The 16626-nt window shown below is 66.0% G+C and carries 14 protein-coding genes; 2 read left to right on the plus strand and 12 right to left on the minus strand.

The window, feature by feature from the left end; genetic code table 11:
* Positions 1-406 precede the first annotated feature (406 nt).
* From tyrS to ABIB45_RS19080, 3 genes are all read right to left on the minus strand, one after another.
* A complete protein-coding gene (gene tyrS, locus ABIB45_RS19070; protein ID WP_354217414.1) occupies positions 407-1720 on the minus strand; it encodes a tyrosine--tRNA ligase in 1314 nt (437 codons plus the stop codon).
* An 82-nt stretch (positions 1721-1802) separates the two neighbouring features.
* Positions 1803-4031, minus strand: coding sequence for a HelD family protein (locus tag ABIB45_RS19075; RefSeq protein WP_354217415.1), 2229 nt, complete (start codon positions 4029-4031; stop codon positions 1803-1805).
* A 136-nt stretch (positions 4032-4167) separates the two neighbouring features.
* Entirely contained in the window at positions 4168-4827 is a 660-nt protein-coding gene (locus ABIB45_RS19080; RefSeq protein WP_354217416.1) for a DNA-3-methyladenine glycosylase, read from the minus strand.
* 78 nt (positions 4828-4905) lie between these two features.
* Between ABIB45_RS19080 and ABIB45_RS19085 the strand changes: the two genes are divergently transcribed.
* A complete protein-coding gene (locus tag ABIB45_RS19085; RefSeq protein WP_354217417.1) occupies positions 4906-6456 on the plus strand; it encodes an AlkA N-terminal domain-containing protein in 1551 nt (516 codons plus the stop codon).
* Positions 6453-6974: a methylated-DNA--[protein]-cysteine S-methyltransferase gene (locus ABIB45_RS19090; protein ID WP_354217418.1), complete on the plus strand. Its 522-nt coding sequence runs from the start codon at positions 6453-6455 to the stop codon at positions 6972-6974. Before ABIB45_RS19085 ends, ABIB45_RS19090 begins: the two co-directional genes overlap by 4 nt.
* 98 nt (positions 6975-7072) lie before the next feature.
* Here the strand turns inward: ABIB45_RS19090 and ABIB45_RS19095 are convergent, their stop codons facing one another.
* The 9 genes from ABIB45_RS19095 to argC form a co-directional block, all read right to left on the minus strand.
* On the minus strand, positions 7073-7609 hold the full coding sequence (locus ABIB45_RS19095; RefSeq protein WP_354217419.1) for a pyridoxine/pyridoxamine 5'-phosphate oxidase: 537 nt from the start codon (positions 7607-7609) through the stop codon (positions 7073-7075).
* Between the two features lie 144 nt (positions 7610-7753).
* Positions 7754-9196, minus strand: coding sequence for an argininosuccinate lyase (gene argH / locus ABIB45_RS19100; protein ID WP_354217420.1), 1443 nt, complete (start codon positions 9194-9196; stop codon positions 7754-7756).
* A 6-nt stretch (positions 9197-9202) separates the two neighbouring features.
* On the minus strand, positions 9203-10408 hold the full coding sequence (locus ABIB45_RS19105; protein WP_354217421.1) for an argininosuccinate synthase: 1206 nt from the start codon (positions 10406-10408) through the stop codon (positions 9203-9205).
* Between the two features lie 56 nt (positions 10409-10464).
* Positions 10465-10995, minus strand: coding sequence for an arginine repressor (locus tag ABIB45_RS19110; RefSeq protein WP_354217422.1), 531 nt, complete (start codon positions 10993-10995; stop codon positions 10465-10467).
* On the minus strand, positions 10995-12011 hold the full coding sequence (gene argF / locus ABIB45_RS19115) for an ornithine carbamoyltransferase (protein ID WP_354217423.1): 1017 nt from the start codon (positions 12009-12011) through the stop codon (positions 10995-10997). The genes ABIB45_RS19110 and argF overlap by 1 nt, the downstream gene beginning before the upstream one ends.
* Complete coding sequence (locus tag ABIB45_RS19120) at positions 12008-13345, minus strand: acetylornithine transaminase (RefSeq protein ID WP_354217424.1); 1338 nt, start codon at positions 13343-13345, stop codon at positions 12008-12010. The genes argF and ABIB45_RS19120 overlap by 4 nt, the downstream gene beginning before the upstream one ends.
* Entirely contained in the window at positions 13342-14298 is a 957-nt protein-coding gene (gene argB / locus ABIB45_RS19125) for an acetylglutamate kinase (protein WP_354217425.1), read from the minus strand. Before argB ends, ABIB45_RS19120 begins: the two co-directional genes overlap by 4 nt.
* Before the next feature lie 32 nt (positions 14299-14330).
* On the minus strand, positions 14331-15497 hold the full coding sequence (gene argJ, locus ABIB45_RS19130) for a bifunctional glutamate N-acetyltransferase/amino-acid acetyltransferase ArgJ (RefSeq protein WP_354217426.1): 1167 nt from the start codon (positions 15495-15497) through the stop codon (positions 14331-14333).
* Positions 15494-16525 carry an N-acetyl-gamma-glutamyl-phosphate reductase gene (gene argC / locus ABIB45_RS19135; RefSeq protein WP_354217427.1) on the minus strand — a complete coding sequence of 344 codons (1032 nt, stop codon included), beginning with the start codon at positions 16523-16525 and terminating at the stop codon, positions 15494-15496. Before argC ends, argJ begins: the two co-directional genes overlap by 4 nt.
* Positions 16526-16626: the final 101 nt, after the last annotated feature.

The raw sequence follows: 16626 nt of genomic DNA on the forward strand, positions 1-16626 counted from the left end.
CAGGATGGCATGACCCGGCAAATTCAACCAATTCAATACAATAAATTGGTATCAACAAACTTGGCACACTATTGAGTTCTCAAACAACAGACACATTCAAATACTCTTCGAAACAATTCAGTAAATGAATTCTTTTGTTTCGTTTTTCTTCGCTGCGATGTTTATACTTTAGTTGATTCAGGTTTACTTTGCAAATCCCGGTTATTTTCCGGATATTCACTCAATAAGCTGAATCCACCCAGCAAAATCGAAACTTTCCATCGATCGCGCTTCGCACATGATGAATAGCTTCTCATTTGAAGGGGGTTTTGTCGCCACTCAGCGGCAGCGACTCAGAAAACAATACACGCTCCCCCGCTGCCGTGCAAATTGGCTGCGGAGAAGCGTGCATTGACAGGAATGGCGACTATGGGACCAGGACTTCCACGGTGGCGAGGTTCTTTTTCCCGCGGCGCAGCAACAGGTACTGCCCATGCAGCAGTTCCTCTTCGGAGATGACAGCCTCCGGGTCTGACACCTTCTCGTTGTTTACGTATGCACCGCCTTCGCTGACCGTGCGCCGGGCGGCAGACCTGCTGTCTGACAGACCGGAAGCCACCAGCAGGTCAACGATCCCGAGGCCGTCCACCTGGATCCGGGCGGAGGGAAGCTCCGATGTGGCTGCTTCCAGGGTGGGCCTGTCCAGTGCGGTCAGGTCACCATTGCCAAAGAGGGCAGCCGAGGCAGCGATGACCTTCTCGGTTGCTTCCACGCCATGAACCAGCGACGTGACGTCGAACGCCAGCTTCCGCTGGCCCTCCCGGGCGTACGGCCGCTCTGCCACGGCAGCGGCGAGCGATTCGATCTCGGCGCGGTTCAGGAACGTGAAGACCTTCAGCCGGTCCACCACATCAGCGTCTGCGGTGTTGACCCAGAACTGGTAGAAGGCGTACGGGCTGCACATGCCGGCGTCGAGCCAGATCGCGTTTCCTTCGCTCTTGCCGAACTTGGTGCCGTCGGAGTTGGTGATCAGCGGCGTGCCCAGGGCGTGGACACCGATGCCCTCCACCTTGCGGATCAGTTCGGTGCCGCTGGTGAGGTTGCCCCACTGGTCTGAGCCGCCGGTCTGCAGCATGCAGCCGTAGTCGCGGAACAGCTGCAGGTAGTCCATGCCCTGCAGGATCTGGTAACTGAATTCCGTGTAACTGATGCCCTCGTCAGAGCTGAGGCGGGAGGCCACTGCATCCTTGCGGAGCATTGTGCCCACACGGTAGTGCTTGCCGATTTCACGCAGGAAATCAATGGCGCTCAGAGGTGCCGTCCAGTCAAGGTTGTTGACCATGCGAGCAGCGTTGGCGCCGTCGAAGCTGAGGAAGCGGCGGACCTGTGCCTGAAGGTATCCCACCCACTCATTCACGGTGTCCTTGGTGTTCAGCGTTCGCTCGGCAGTGGGCCGCGGGTCACCGATAAGCCCGGTGGAACCGCCTACCAGTCCAAGCGGCTTGTGGCCGGCCAATTGAAGACGGCGCATCACTAGGAGCTGGACCAGGTTGCCCAGGTGCAGGCTGGGTGCGGTGGGGTCGAACCCACAGTAATAGGTGACCGGCTCACCGGCGAGGAGCTTTTCGAGTTCCGCTTCGTCGGTGGAGACGTGGATCAGGCCGCGCCATTTCAGCTCCTGCCAGATGTTGGCGAAGGAGGGGTCGTTCTGCTGGGATTCGAGATCGTTGAGTTCTGACACGACATCTAAGTTAGCAGGATCAACAACGCCCGGCGCCGTCATGAACGGCGCCGGGCGTCAGGAGTGCAAAAGACCTGTCGGCTTACTCTTCGATGCCCGCCGGAATACCTTCTGCAGCGATCAACCGAAGCCGCTGGGTGGGGCGGGTCATGGCCACGTACAAGTCACCCACCCGGCCGTGCTCGTGGTTGAGCATTTCGGACGGTTCCAGCACCACAACGCCGTCGAACTCCAGGCCCTTGGCCTCGCGCGGACTGATGACCACTATGTCCTGCTCATAGCTGCCCGCTCCGTTGCCGATGCGGCGGCCGTAGATGGCGCGGAGGGCTGAGGCGGCGGCAGGCAGAAGGTCACCGTCGGCGATAACCGCCAGGAGGCCGCCGTCGAGCGCTTCCAGTTCTTCGGGGAGCACCTCCACGAGGCGGCTGACCACCTGCCCGCGATCCACTTTGTCGATAAACGGCGACCAACGCCCCTCCCGAACGGCCTTCGGCACGGACACAACGAGTCCGGCTGCGTTGGCCATCCGGGCGGCAGCTTCGGCTATCTGGGACGGAGTACGGTAGTTGACCGTCAGCTCCTCCAACTGCCAGCGGTCACCGAACATGGGTGCCAAAGCACCCTGCCATGAATTGGCTCCGGCGACCGAACTCGTCTGGGCGATGTCCCCCACGATCGTGAAGGACTTCAGCGGGCAACGGCGGACCAGGAGCCGCCACTGCATCGGCGAGAGTTCCTGGGCCTCATCCACCACGATGTGCCCGAACGCCCACGAGCGGTCAGTGGTAGCACGCTCGGCGGCGGTCTGCCGGTTCTCGCGCTCCTGGTTCTGATCGGCCAGTTCCTCCGCAGTGATGAGGACATCGACACCCATATCCCCCATGTTCACCAGCGTCTGTTTGGCGTTGGCGAGGTCGCGGGCGCGGTCATGCTCCTGCTGGGCCAGCCCGCGGCCCGCCGCCGGATCGAGCTCACCAAGGAGTTCGGCCGCTTCGTCCAACAGCGGGACATCCGCCTCGGTCCAGGGCGCATTCGCCGGCCGCAGCAGCAGCGACTGCTCTTTGAGGTTCAGGTGCGGTGTGCAGGCCGCCAGTACGGCGGGCTTGCTCAGGAGTTCAGTAATCAGCTTCTCCGGAGTCATGGGCATCCAGCACAGATTCAGCGCGATCCGGACATCACGGGCCGTGCGGACGTCCTCGGCCAGGTAGGAGCGGTCGGCGTTGTTGCCGATGCTCCCGGCCTCCACCAGATCCGTCATCTGCTCCGTCAGCTCACGAAGGAGGATTTTGACGAACGTCAGGCGTGCCTCGTTGTGGGGCTTGCCGGTGGACCGGGCACGTTCGCGTGCACGGCTTACCTGCCGGGGTGTCAAGATGAGCTTGCGGCCGTCGACCTCCAGGATGCGGTCCTCAGCCGGGATCCGCTGCCGGTTCGCGACTGCGTTGGCTACAACCTTCGTCATCTCCAGCCGCCCCTTGATGGCCGCGACGTCCGCCTCAGGCTCAGCCACGGCGTGAATTCCCGGCATCAGGCGCCCCACGCTGGCCATGACCACGCCGGTCTCACCGAGGGAGGGCAGCACACGTTCGATGTACTTCATGAACGACGACGACGGCCCCACCAGCAGCACACCGGCAGTCTTCAGCCGCTCCCGGTGCGTGTAGAGCAGGTACGCGGCGCGGTGCAGCGCCACAGCGGTCTTGCCCGTGCCTGGACCACCCTGCACCACGAGGGCGCCGGAGATGGAGGATCTGATGATGCGGTCCTGCTCGGACTGGATGGTGCCGACAATGTCCGACATCCGGCCGGTGCGTTTGGAGTCCAGCGCCGCCAGCAGCGCTCCTTCGCCCTGCAGCGAGGCGTTGTCCGCCAGCATCCCGGCGTCCAGGACATCGTCCTCGATGGCTTTGACTTCACGGCCCTGGAGGATGAGGTGCCGCCTGCGCCGGACGCCCTGCCGGTCAAACGCCGTTGCCTGGTAGAAGTGGCCGGCCTCGGGCGCGCGCCAGTCCACCATGAGCCGCTGCAGATCATCGGTAGCCAGGCCGATACGGCCGATGTACTGGGCCTCACCCGAATCCAGGTCCAGGCGGCCAAAGACCAGCCGGTCATCCACCGCATCGAGCTGCGCCAGGCGGTCCTCGTAGAGTGAGGCAAAAGCGTCACGTTCGGAAACGTTCTGCATGGTGCCCACGGCACCGGCCCGGCGGACATGCGCCAACTGCGTGCGCTTTTCCTCACGAAGCTCTTCGAGCCGCGCATACAAGCCAGCAACATAATCGCGTTCGTGGGCCAAATCGGCGTCGAGCATTGAACGTTTCCCCTATCGCAAAAGACAGACCGTCCATTCTACAACCATTTCGGTTAACGCGCCCGCCTGCCCCTCGCCCCGGATGTCATCCACTGTTCACTTTTTATACCCAAGGCCTGGTTACCGGCGGTGCAGTCTATGCGGGCCGGACCTTCGCGGCCTTGTACCGGGACACGGTGCAATCCCCCGGCAGCCAGAACCGCCAGGGATAGTCGGCGGAACCGCCGTCGCCGGAGACTCCCACCCTGGGCCCGGAACTGAAGGCCGGCGCCCGCACCGGGAGCCGCAGTTCGAACGGCTCCGCGAGCGCGTCGCGTCCGCTGTCGGCAGTGGTGAGGGCCAGGGCTGTGGCGAGCCGCGCGGGACCGCTCGCCAGGTCCAATGCCGATTTCGACGTCGGCCGCCGCACCAGCGCCAGGTGCCGTCCCTCCACCACCTCGCCCGCGCGCAGCAGGACGGCAGACGCCGTTCCCGCGGGGCCGCAGACGATGTTGGCGCAGTAGTGCATCCCGTACGTGAAGTACACGTAGAGGTGACCGGCCGGGCCGAACATGGGGGCGTTACGGGCGGTTTGACCCCGGAAAGTATGCGACCCGGGATCCGGGTGCAGGGAGTCGCCGGGGCCCATGTAGGCCTCCACCTCGGTGATCCGCACGGCGACGGTGCCTTCCTGGCTGGCGTGGCTCAATACCGATCCCAGCAGCAGCGGTGCGATGCCCCGCGCATCACCGGCCAGCAGGTCGCGGAGCTGCTCCGGGGACTGCCCCGGTCCCACGTGAGTGCTGCTGACGGTCATGGACTGACTCTACCGAACACTGACGGCCATGTCCGATTTCCGCTAGCAGGCCCGGCGTCCGGCTGGCAGGATAGGGGGATGGACTTCTGGCAGCGCTACCGTGCGATTGACGCGCGGGAAACCCGTTTCGACGGACAGTTCTACACCGCTGTCCGCACCACCGGGATTTACTGCCGTCCATCCTGCCCGGCCCGGACCCCCAAGGCAGCCAACGTCACCTTCTACGAAACGTCCGCAGCAGCGCACGACGCCGGCTACCGGGCCTGCAAGCGATGCCTCCCCGAGGCGGTTCCGGGTACGCCGGCGTGGAACGTCAGGCAGGACTTGGCCGGCCGGGCGATGCGCCTGATCAACGACGGTGTCATCAACCGGGACGGGGTGGAAGGTTTGGCCTCGCGGTTGGGGTACTCGGCACGCCAGCTGAACCGGATCCTCAGCCACGAACTCGGCGCGGGCCCGCTGTCCCTGGCCCGGGCCAGCCGTGCGCAGACGGCACGCACCCTGCTGGTGTCCACGTCCATGAAGCTGGCGGACATCGCCTTCGCGTCCGGGTTCAGCAGCGTCCGGCAGTTCAACGACACCATGGTGGAGGTCTTCGCCATGACTCCCACCGCCCTGCGCGCCACTGCGCGGCATCACCCGCCCGGCACCGGCGCCACGGCTTTGACGCTGAGCCTGCCGTACCGCGAACCCTTCGATCCGGGCGTCTTTGCCTTCCTCGCGGTGCGGGCCCTCCCGGGGATCGAGGCGGGGACACCGACGTCGTACTCACGTACGTTGCGGCTCCCCCACGGTGATGCCCGCTTCAGCGTGAATTACGACGACGGCGCGTCGGGGCGGCCGCTGACCCTCACCATCGGTGCGGTGGACCTCCGCGATCTGCCGGCCCTGCTGAGCAGGGTACGCCGGCTCTTCGACCTCGACTCCGACCCGGTGGCGATCGACAATGCATTGGCTGCGGATCCCCGACTGGCAGTTTCGGTGGCACGCGTTCCGGGCATCAGGATGCCCGGCGCCGTGGACCCGCAGGAGCTTCTGGTCCGGGCCATGATCGGGCAGCAAATCACGGTGGCCGCAGCCCGGACGGCGCTGACGCAACTGTCCGTTGCCGGCAGCCCCAGCCTGGTTCCGGCCGAGGGGCTTGACCTGTTGTTTCCCACGGCAGCCGAGATCGCAGGCGCGGGCTACTCGCTCCTGCGAGGTCCGCAACGGCGGATCGACGCCCTGCGTTCCGCCGCGTCTGCCCTCGCCGGCGGCGAGCTGGATTTCGGTTATGGTGATGATCTGCAGGGGCTGGAAGCCAAACTGCTGCCGCTTGCCGGGGTGGGTCCGTGGACTGTGGGCTACGTGGCCATGCGGGTCCTCGGCGCCCCGGACGTCTTCCTGGCCAATGACGCTGCGGTGCGTAACGGCATCCGGGCCCTCGCCGTGGACGCTGCAAACCCGCGCACGGCAAGCCCGCACACGGTAAGCCCGGGAGCCGCCGTCCAGGGGTTCGGCATCCCGGCGCCGGACTTCCGCGAAGTCAGCCCGTGGCGGTCCTACGCCACCATGCACCTGTGGCGCGCCGCGGCTGCGCCGAAGGCCCCTGTGCGTGAACAAAACGTTCCAGAGAAAGCGATGCAATGAAAGCCCAACTGCTGACCGTGCCCACACCGGACGGCCCGTTCACCATCCTCGCGCAGGACGGCGTGGTGCTGGCCTCCGGCTGGACCGCCGAACCCGGTGAGCTGACCGGGCAGATCCACCCGGAACTGCGTCCGGGTGACGTGGAGGCGGTGACTGATCTGGGTCCGATTTCCCGGGCAGTGGAAGCTTTCTACGCCGGGGACCCCGCACCGGCCATGGCCGTTCCCGTGCTGCAGAAGTCCGGGCCGTTCCGGTCGCATGCCTGGGATGTGCTTCGGACGGTGGCGGCCGGAGCGCCGGTGACGTACACCGAGTATGCGGATCTGTCCGGAAAACCGAAGGCGGTCCGGGCTGCTGCCAGCGCGTGTGCCTTCAATGCCGCGGCCTTGTTTGTGCCGTGCCACCGCGTCATCCGCACTGACGGTTCCCTGGGCGGATTCCGCTGGGGCCTGGCCATCAAGGAGAGCCTGCTCGCCCGGGAGGCAAAGGAAAGCCTGCTGGCCCGCGAAGCGGTATAACGCTTACCGCACTTCGGGAGGTCCGGCAGGCCAGGCCAGCAATTCCGGCAGGTCGGAGGTGTAGGGCATCCGGTGCGGGGGCAGTCATGGCGCCCACCCTAACCTTCCGGGATTCCGTTCGGGCCGAAGCGGTGCCGGATGTGCCGCCGGTCGTGGCGCGCCTGCCAGAACTCCAGTTCCGTCGGCCTGACCGCATAGAGCTGCCAGTCGGGATTGTGGCTGCCGTCTGCTGCGGGCCGCGCCCGCCAGTCTGCCGCCGACGCTTCAGCGGACAGCTCAACCACCGGGCCGGCCACGCGAACCTGCCGGCCCTGCTGCGGCCAGTAGAAGTTCAGGGCGGCGGCGGGGTTGACCGAGAGTTCCCGGCCTTTCCGTGAGGTGCGGGACGTGGCGAAATGCCAGCCGTCGTCGTCGATGTCCTTAAGGATAAGCATCCTGGCGGACGGCTGGCCGTTGACGTCCGCGGTGGCCAGGCTGCAGGCGTGAGGTTGCATCACCCCGACAGCCAGGGCCTCCGCCAGCCACAATTTGAACAGCGCCACCGGATCGGCGGGCGCCGTGGCGGGGTCGAAGTCCGGCAGGTCGGCGGGAAAATCAGGCAGCGCCCGGAGGTGGCTGCGGAAGGCGTTGCTCATGGCGCAATGGTAGCGGGAGCGTTTTGCGGTTTACACACAACGCTCTCTCAGTCGATGCATGAATATCGCCAACGCTCTCTCACGTTCTTGAGGATAGTGAGAGAGCGTTGGCCAGAAACCCGCATCAAGTGAGAGAGCGTTTGACTACTGGGCCGCGTACTCGCGCACGCCGGCGAGCTCGCCCTCGAGGGCAAGCATCTGGCGTTCGACGGCGGCCGGTGCGGTCCCGCCTTGGGAGTTGCGGCTGTTCAGCGACCCCTCAGTGGACAGGACCGTGCGGACCTCCGGAGTCAGGTGCGCCGAGATGGCCGCGTACTCCTCATCCGTCAGGTCCCACAGTTCAACATCCCGGCTTTCGGCCTGCTTGACCGCCGCGCCCGAGAGCTCGTGGGCCTCGCGGAACGGCACGCCCTGCCGGACCAGCCATTCGGCGATGTCCGTGGCCAGCGCGAAGCCCTGGGGTGCCAAGGCTTCCATCCGCTCCGTGTTGAACTTCAGCGTGGCGACCATGCCCGAAACAGCCGGAAGCAGCAGCTCCAGGGTGTCGGCGGCGTCGAAGACCGGCTCCTTGTCCTCCTGCAGGTCGCGGTTGTACGCGAGCGGCAGTCCCTTCAGCGTCGCCAGCAGCCCGGTCAGGTTGCCGATCAGGCGCCCCGCCTTGCCGCGGGCCAGCTCCGCCACATCCGGGTTCTTCTTCTGCGGCATGATCGAGGAGCCCGTGGAGTAGGAATCGTGCAGGGTGACGAAGGAGAACTCCTTCGTGGCCCACAGGATTACTTCCTCCGAAACGCGGGACAGGTCAACGCCGATCATGGCCGTGATCCAGGCGAACTCGGCGAAGACATCGCGGGAGGCGGTGCCGTCGATCGAGTTGTGGGTTGCGGAGAAGAAACCGAGGTCTGCCGCCACGGCCTCCGGGTCCAGTCCCAGCGAGGAGCCCGCCAAGGCACCCGAACCGTAGGGTGACACGCCGGCGCGCTTGTCCCAGTCCTGGAGCCGCTGCACATCGCGCAGCAGCGCCCAAGCGTGGGCCAGCAGGTGGTGGCTGAGCAGGACCGGCTGGGCATGCTGCAGGTGCGTGCGGCCGGGCATGGCCACACCCTGGTGCGCCTTGGCCTGCTCCACCAGGGCCTCGATGGTGGCGAGCACGCCGCGCGCGATGATCCGGGCGTGGTCACGCAAAAACATGCGGCCCAGCGTAGCCACCTGGTCGTTCCGGGACCGGCCGGCGCGGAGCTTGCCGCCCAGCTGGGTCCCGGCGCGCTCGATCAGGCCGCGTTCCAGTGACCCATGAACGTCCTCGTCAGACTCGGCCGGCAGGTACGCGCCGGAGGCAACGTCCTCATCCAGCCGGCTCAGGGCATCAAGCATGCCTGCGAGCTCGGCGTCGTCCAGCAGGCCGGCCTTATGCAGCACGCGGGCGTGCGCCTTGGACCCGGCGATGTCATAGCGGGCCAGCCGCCAGTCGAAGTGGGTGGACTTACTCAGGGCGGCGAGGGCATCCGCGGGGCCGCCGGCGAACCGGCCGCCCCACAGTGCGCCCGTGTTTGTCGCTTCCGACTTCTGGGTTTCGACAGGCTCAACCACCGGAACTTACTTTCCTGCGACGCGGATATCGCGGCCGGACGCAACCTTGGCGGACATGCCCCACAGCTCGATGAAGCCGCGGGCCATGGACTGGTCGAACGTGTCACCGGTGTCGTACGTGGCGAGGTCGAAGTCGTAGAGCGAGGTGTCGGAGCGGCGGCCGTTGACGATCGCCTGGCCGCCGTGCAGCACCATACGGATGTCACCGGAGACGTACTTCTGGGTGTCCTCGATAAAGGCGTCCAGGGAGCGCTTGAGCGGTGAGAACCACTGGCCGTCGTAGACCAGTTCGGCCCAGCGCTGGCCAACCGTGGCCTTGAAGCGGGCCTGCTCACGCTCGATGGTGATGTCCTCGAGGTGCTTGTGCGCGGTGATCAGCGCCATGGCACCCGGTGCTTCGTAGATTTCGCGGGATTTGATGCCCACGAGGCGGTCCTCCACTACGTCGATCCGGCCCACACCCTGCGCGCCGGCACGGCGGTTGAGTTCCTTGATGGCCTGCAGCGGGGTGACCTTGATGCCGTCGATCGCTACCGGCACGCCGGCTTCGAAGGAGATGGTGACCTCGTCCGGTGCCGGCGGGAACTCCGGGGTGGCGGTGTAGTCGTAGATGTCCTTGGTGGGCGAGTTCCAGATGTCCTCAAGGTAGCCGGTTTCGACGGCGCGGCCCCAGACGTTCTGGTCGATCGAGTACGGGTTCTTCTTGGTGGTCTCGATCGGGAGGCCCTTTTCCTCGGCGAAGGCGATGGCCTTGTCGCGGGTCAGGGCGAGGTCGCGGACGGGTGCGATGCACTTCAGGTCCGGGCCGAGGGTCTGGATGCCCACTTCGAAGCGGACCTGGTCGTTGCCCTTGCCGGTGCAGCCGTGGGCAACGGTGGTGGCGCCGAATTCGCGGGCGGCCTTAACCAGGTGCTTGACGATCACCGGGCGGGAAATGGCGGACACCAGCGGGTAGTGGCCCTGATAGAGGGCGTTGGCCTTCAGCGTGGGCATGCAGTATTCGTCGGCGAACTCATCGGACGCGTCAGCAACATAGGCTTCGACGGCGCCGCAGCCCAGGGCGCGCTGGCGGATGGTCTCCAGCGACTCGCCGCCCTGTCCGACGTCAACCGCTACGGCGATGACCTCGGCGCCGGTGGCTTCACCGATCCAGCCGATGGCTACGGAAGTATCAAGGCCACCGGAGTAGGCCAGAACAATACGCTCAGTCACGAAAATGCTCCTTAGTTGTTTGGTTCTTGGTTGTCTTCAAGTTTATGGCGCGAAATTTATTGCGCGGCTTCCTCGGCCAGTTGCAGGAACCGGACGGCCAGGTCCTGCCCGCCCTGCGGATCCCGCGACACCAGCAGCACGGTGTCGTCACCGGCGATCGTCCCGAGGATCGACGGCATCACTGAGTGGTCAATGGCCAGCGCCAGGAAGTTGGCCGCGCCCGGCGGCGTCCGGAGCACCGCGATGTTTGCCGACGCCTCCGCAGTGACCAGGAGTTCGCTGCAGAGCCTTGCCAGCCGGGCATCCAGGATCTCCTGGCTCACACCGCTCTTGGCAGCTCGCTCGCCGCCTTCGCCGGGGACGGCGTAGACCAGCACACCTTCCTTGCCGCGGACGCGGACAGCGCCGAGTTCCACGAGGTCCCGGGACAGGGTTGCCTGGGTGACCTGGACGCCGTCGTCCGCCAGCAACGCAGCCAGCTCCGCCTGGGAGCGCACCGATTCACCCGTCAGGATGGCGGTGATGCGCGCCTGACGGGCGGTTTTGGTGGCCGGGCTGGAGCCCGGCGCAGCCGACGGGACGGACACTAGCGGCCGACCTCCTGCGGCGCCAGCCCGTCCACCAGTGACAATCCGTCCACCACGGCGAGCCCGGACCGGTGCATCAGCCATGCCATCAGGGCCTTCTGGGCGTGCAGCCGGTTCTCGGCTTCGTCCCACACGATCGACTGCGGGCCGTCGATCACGCCGGCAGAAATCTCGTAGCCCCGGTACGCGGGCAGGCAGTGAAGCACGACGGCGTCATCCGCCGCGTGTGCCATGGCCTCCTCATCGACGGAGTACTCCCGGAACAGCTGCAGCCGGGCTTCCTTTTCGGCCTCCTGGCCCATGGAGACCCAGGTGTCCGTGGCAACAACGTCGGCACCATTGAGGGCGGCCGCGGCATCGGTGGTAACCAGCACGGACCCGCCGGTCTGGGCGGCACGTTCCTCGGCCGCAGCGACGATCTCCGTTGCCGGGAGGTAGCCTTCGGGGCCGGCGATGCGGACGTGCATGCCGGCCGTAACACCCGCCAGCAGGTACGAGTTGGCCATGTTGTTGGCGGCGTCACCGAGGTAGGCCATGGTCAGACCTGCCAATTCGCCCTTGTGCTCTTTGACCGCGAGCAGGTCAGCCAGGAGCTGGCACGGGTGGTAGTCGTCGCACAGGGCGTTAATGACCGGCACCTTCGAGTTTCCGGCCATGGCCACCAGGCCGGAGTGCGCCCCGGTGCGCCAGACGATGGTGGAGACCATCCGCTCCAACACCTTGGCGGTGTCCTCCACCGATTCCTTGTGGCCGATCTGGGCCTCACCCGGGTTGATGATCAGTGCGTTGCCACCCATGTCAGCAATGCCGGTGGCGAAGGAAACCCTGGTCCGGGTGGAGGTTTTGTCGAAGATGACGGCAACGGTCTTGCGGCCATTCCCCTCGGCGGCAAACGGCTGCACACTGTAGGGCGCGGCCTTCATCCGGACAGCAAGTTCGAGGACCTCAGCCTGCTCGGCCGGGCTGAGGTCTGTGTCCTTGAGGAAGTGCCGGGTAGTGGTGGATGCAGGAGTCACAGAGCGTCCTTAGCTGTCTGGAGGATGGCCGGGAGGGCGGCGAGGAAGGTACCGGCCTGTTCGGTGGTGAGGACCAGCGGCGGGGCAAGTCGGATGGTGCGGGGGCCGGGGCTGTTCACGATGAAGCCGGCGTCCAGCCCGGCGGTCACCACGGCAGACGCCACATCGGCGTCCAGGTCGAAGCCGATCAGCAGGCCTTCGCCGCGGACTTCGGTGACGCCGTCGACGTCGGTGAGCCCGGCGCGGAGGTAGTCCCCCACCTTTGCGACGTTCTCCAGCACCCGCTGGCTTTCAATCGCGTGCAGGGTGGCCAGTGCGGCCGCCGTCGCCACCGGGTTGCCGCCAAAGGTGGTGCCGTGCTGGCCGGCGGTCAGGAGCGACGACGTCCGCTCGCCGAAGGTGACGAGCGCTCCGATGGGGAAACCCCCGCCCAGGCCCTTGGCCAGGGTGATGGCGTCCGGCACGATTCCGCTGTCCTGGCTGGCGAGCCATTTTCCGGTGCGGCCGATGCCGGTCTGGACCTCGTCGAGGATGAGCAGGGCGCCTGCCTTTGCAGTTGCCTCGCGGGCTGCCTTCAGGAACCCGGGGGGCAGCGGCCGTACTCCGGCTTCGCCCTGGATCGGCTCAAGGAACACTGCGGCTACTGTTTCGTCGACGGCGGCCTCCAGGGCTGCGATGTCGCCGAACGGGATGTGGACCACGCCGCCGGGCAGCGGCTCGAACGGGGCACGGTAGGCCTCCTTGGCTGTCAGGGCCAGGGCGCCCATGGTGCGGCCGTGGAAGGCACCTTCAAGGGCGATGATCTTGTTACGGGGCGCGCCGCTTGGGCCGGCGCTGTTCCGCCGCGCCAGTTTAAACGCAGCCTCAACAGCCTCCGTGCCGGAGTTGGCAAAGAACACCTTGGAGCCGGCCGGGGCCTGCGTCAGGTCCAGCAGCTTTTCGGCCAGCGCGATCTGGGTGGGGCTGGTGAAAAAGTTGGAAACATGGCCCAAGGTGGCCAGCTGGCTGGAAATCACGGACGTGACAAACGGGTTGGCATGGCCCAGGGCGTTAACGGCAATGCCGCCGAGCAGGTCCAGGTATTCCTTACCGTCGGCATCCCAGACCAGGCAGCCGGCACCACGGACCAGGACCCGCTGCGGAGTCCCAAAGACACCCATCAGGGACGTTGAGTAGCGGGCAAGCCACTCGGCGCCGCTGGTGTGGCCAACGAGTGCGCTTGCGGCGGCCTCCGCCGCGATAGGGGCCCCGCCCGCTTCGCGGTGCCCGACCACACCCTGGCCCCCCTCGCTGCTGCGGCCTTCAGCGGACTGGCTTAGTTCTGTGTTGGTCATGCATTCACCTCTTCGTCGGGGACGACCTGCGTGCCAATGCCCGCCGTCGTGAAGGTTTCCAGGAGCATGGAGTGGGGCAGCCTGCCGTCCACAATGTGGGCACGCTCCACTCCGCCGTCGATGGCCCTGAGGCATGCCTCCATTTTGGGAATCATGCCGGATTCAAGGGACGGCAGCAGCTCGCGCAGCTCCGAAGCGGTCAGGGAGGAAATGAGCGAGGACGTCTCCGGCCAGTTGGCGTAGAGGCCTTCGACGTCGGTGAGGATCACCAGTTTGGACGCACCGAGGGCTTCGGCCAGTGCCGCCGCGGCCGTATCGGCGTTGACGTTGAGGACCTGCCCCGTGGTCTGGGCGCGTTCGGCTGCCGCATCGGTTCCGTCATCTTCGATTTCCGGGGCAACGGTGGAAATCACCGGGATCCGGCCCGCGGCGAGAATGTCCAGGATCCCCTCGGGGTTCACGCCCACTACTTCGCCCACCAGGCCCAGGTCCACTTCCTCGCCGTCGATGACGGTGCCGGTGCGGACAGCGCGGAGGAGGCCGCCGTCTTCGCCGGACATGCCCACCGCGTAGGGTCCGTGGGAGTTGATCAGGCCCACCAGTTCGCGGCCCACCTGGCCGGTGAGGACCATCCGGACCACGTCCATGGCTTCGGGGGTGGTGACGCGCAGGCCGCCCTTGAACTCGGACTCGATGCCCAGCCGCGCCAACATGGAGTTGATCTGGGGTCCGCCGCCGTGAACCACCACGGGGTGGATCCCTACGTGGTGCAGGAACACCACGTCTTCCGCGAACGCCCGGCGCAGTTCCTCGTTGACCATGGCATTGCCGCCGTATTTGATCACCATGGTGGTGCCGGCGAAGCGCTGGATCCAGGGCAGCGCCTCGATCAGCGTGCCGGCCTTGCTTTGGGCATCATGCATGGATGTGGTTTCGCGGGTCTGGGTGTTCATGGCGTGCTGTATCTCCAGGGTTGCCGGTGAATCTAGCTTGAGTAGGCGCTGTTCTCGTGGACGTAGTCGTGGGTGAGGTCGTTGGTCCAGATGGTGGCCTCGGCATCGCCGGACCTCAGGTCAATCTCCACCAGGACTTCGCGGGCTTCCAGGTCAACCAGGTTGCGGTCATCACCGATGCTGCCATCGCGGCAGATCTGGATGCCGTTGATGGCGACGTTCAGCTGGTCCGGCTCGAACACGGCATCAGTGGTGCCCACGGCGGACAGCACCCGGCCCCAGTTGGGATCCTTGCCGAAGATCGCTGCCTTGAACAGGTTGGACCGTGCCACGGAACGGCTGACGGTTTCGGCATCCCGCTCGCTGGCGGCGTTGAACGTACGGATCGCGATGTCGTGGCTCGCGCCCTCGGCGTCGCCGATGAGCTTTCGCGCCAGCTCGGCGCACACCTGCGTCAGGCCCGCACCAAAAACTTCGGCGGAAGGAACGGCGCCGGAGGCCCCGGAAGCCAGCAGCACCACTGTGTCGTTGGTGGACATGCAGCCATCCGAGTCAGCCCGGTCAAAAGTGACATGCGTCGCGTCGCGGAGGACGACGTCGAGCAGTTCCGGTGCGACGTCGGCGTCAGTGGTGAGGACCACCAGCATGGTGGCCAGCCCGGGTGCCAGCATGCCGGCGCCCTTGGCGATGCCGCCGATGGTGAATTCCTGGCCGTCCGCGTCAGAACCGATGAACAGCGCTGACTTCGGCACGGAATCAGTGGTCATGATGGCGTTGGCCGCGTCCGGGCCGCCGTCGGCACTTAGCGCTGCAGAGGCAGCCTCAACGCCCGGCAGGATCTTGTCCATGGGCAGCTGTTCGCCGATCAGGCCGGTGGAGCAAACAAACACGTCCGTGGCCGAGATGCCGAGCACCTTGGCGACGTGCTCCGCCGTGCTGTGGGTGTTCTGGAAGCCCTGCGGGCCGGTGCAGGCATTCGCGCCGCCGGAGTTGAGGACGACGGCGTCAACGCGGCCATCCGAGACCACCTGGCGGGACCAGTGGACCGGCGCTGCCGCCACCCGGTTGCTCGTGAAGACGGCGGCCGCGGTCTTCGAGGGGCCGTCGTTGACTACCAGGGCGAGGTCCGGTTTCCCGGATGCTTTCAGGCCGGCGGTGACGCCGGCGGCCCGGAATCCCTTGGGTGCGGTAACGGTCACGGGGCAACTCCCTGCAGGTTGAGGCCGGCGGTCTCCGCCAGGCCCAGGGCAATGTTCATGGACTGCACGGCGCCGCCGGCGGTCCCCTTGGTGAGGTTATCAATGACGCACGTGACAATCACGCGCCCGGTGTGTTCATCCAGCGCCAGCTGCATGGCGGCGTGGTTGGAACCCTGGACGGATTTGGTGGTGGGCCATTGCCCTTCAGGCAGCAGGTGCACGAACGGTTCGTCGTCGTAGGCATCCGCCCAGGCCTGGCGGAGGTCCGCGGCAGCGACGCCCGGCTTTACCTTGGCGGTGGCCGTAGTGAGGATGCCGCGGCTCATTGGGGCCAGCGTAGGGGTGAAGGAGACGGTGACACGTTCGCCGGCCGCATTGGAGAGCCCCTGTTCCATTTCCGGGGTGTGGCGGTGGCCACCGCCAACTCCATAGGGACTCATGGAGCCCATGACTTCAGAGCCGATCAGGTTCACCTTCGCAGCCTTGCCCGCACCCGAGGTTCCGGAGGCGGAAACTATGACGACGTCGTCGGGGTGGAGCAGTTTGGCGGCAAAGCCGGGCGTCAGCGCGAGCAGGGCCGACGTCGGGTAGCAGCCGGGGACCGCGATCCGGGTGGCGCCCTTGAGCGCCTCACGCTGGCCCGGGAGTTCCGGCAGGCCGTACGGCCACGTTCCGGCGTGGGTGGAACCGTAGAACTTTTCCCAGGCGGCCGGATCGACGAGGCGGTGGTCTGCGCCGGCGTCGATCACTACAGTGCCTTCGGGAAGCTGCGCCGCAATCCCTGCGGACGTGCCGTGCGGGAGGGCCAGGAACACAACGTCGTGACCGGCAAGGTTTTCCACTGTGGTGTCCTCGAGGATGCGGCTTGCCAGTCCGTGCAGGTGGGGCTGCAGCTCGCCAAGGCGGGAGCCGGCATTGCTGTGCGCAGTGATCGCACCGATGGTTACGTCCGGATGGCCTGCGAGCAGGCGCAGAACTTCTCCTCCGGCGTAACCGCTGGCCCCGGAGACGGCAACAGAAATAGTCATGCCCTGAATCTTACAGCAAAAGTATTCATTGTGTCCGATATTTATGCATTGCTTTCTTTCCTTGCGGCACCCCGACGGTCAGTCCCCTCTATGCTGAGGTG

Origin of the sequence: Arthrobacter sp. UYCo732 (assembly GCF_040547265.1) — a bacterium.
In the GTDB taxonomy this organism is placed as follows: Bacteria; Actinomycetota; Actinomycetes; order Actinomycetales; family Micrococcaceae; genus Arthrobacter.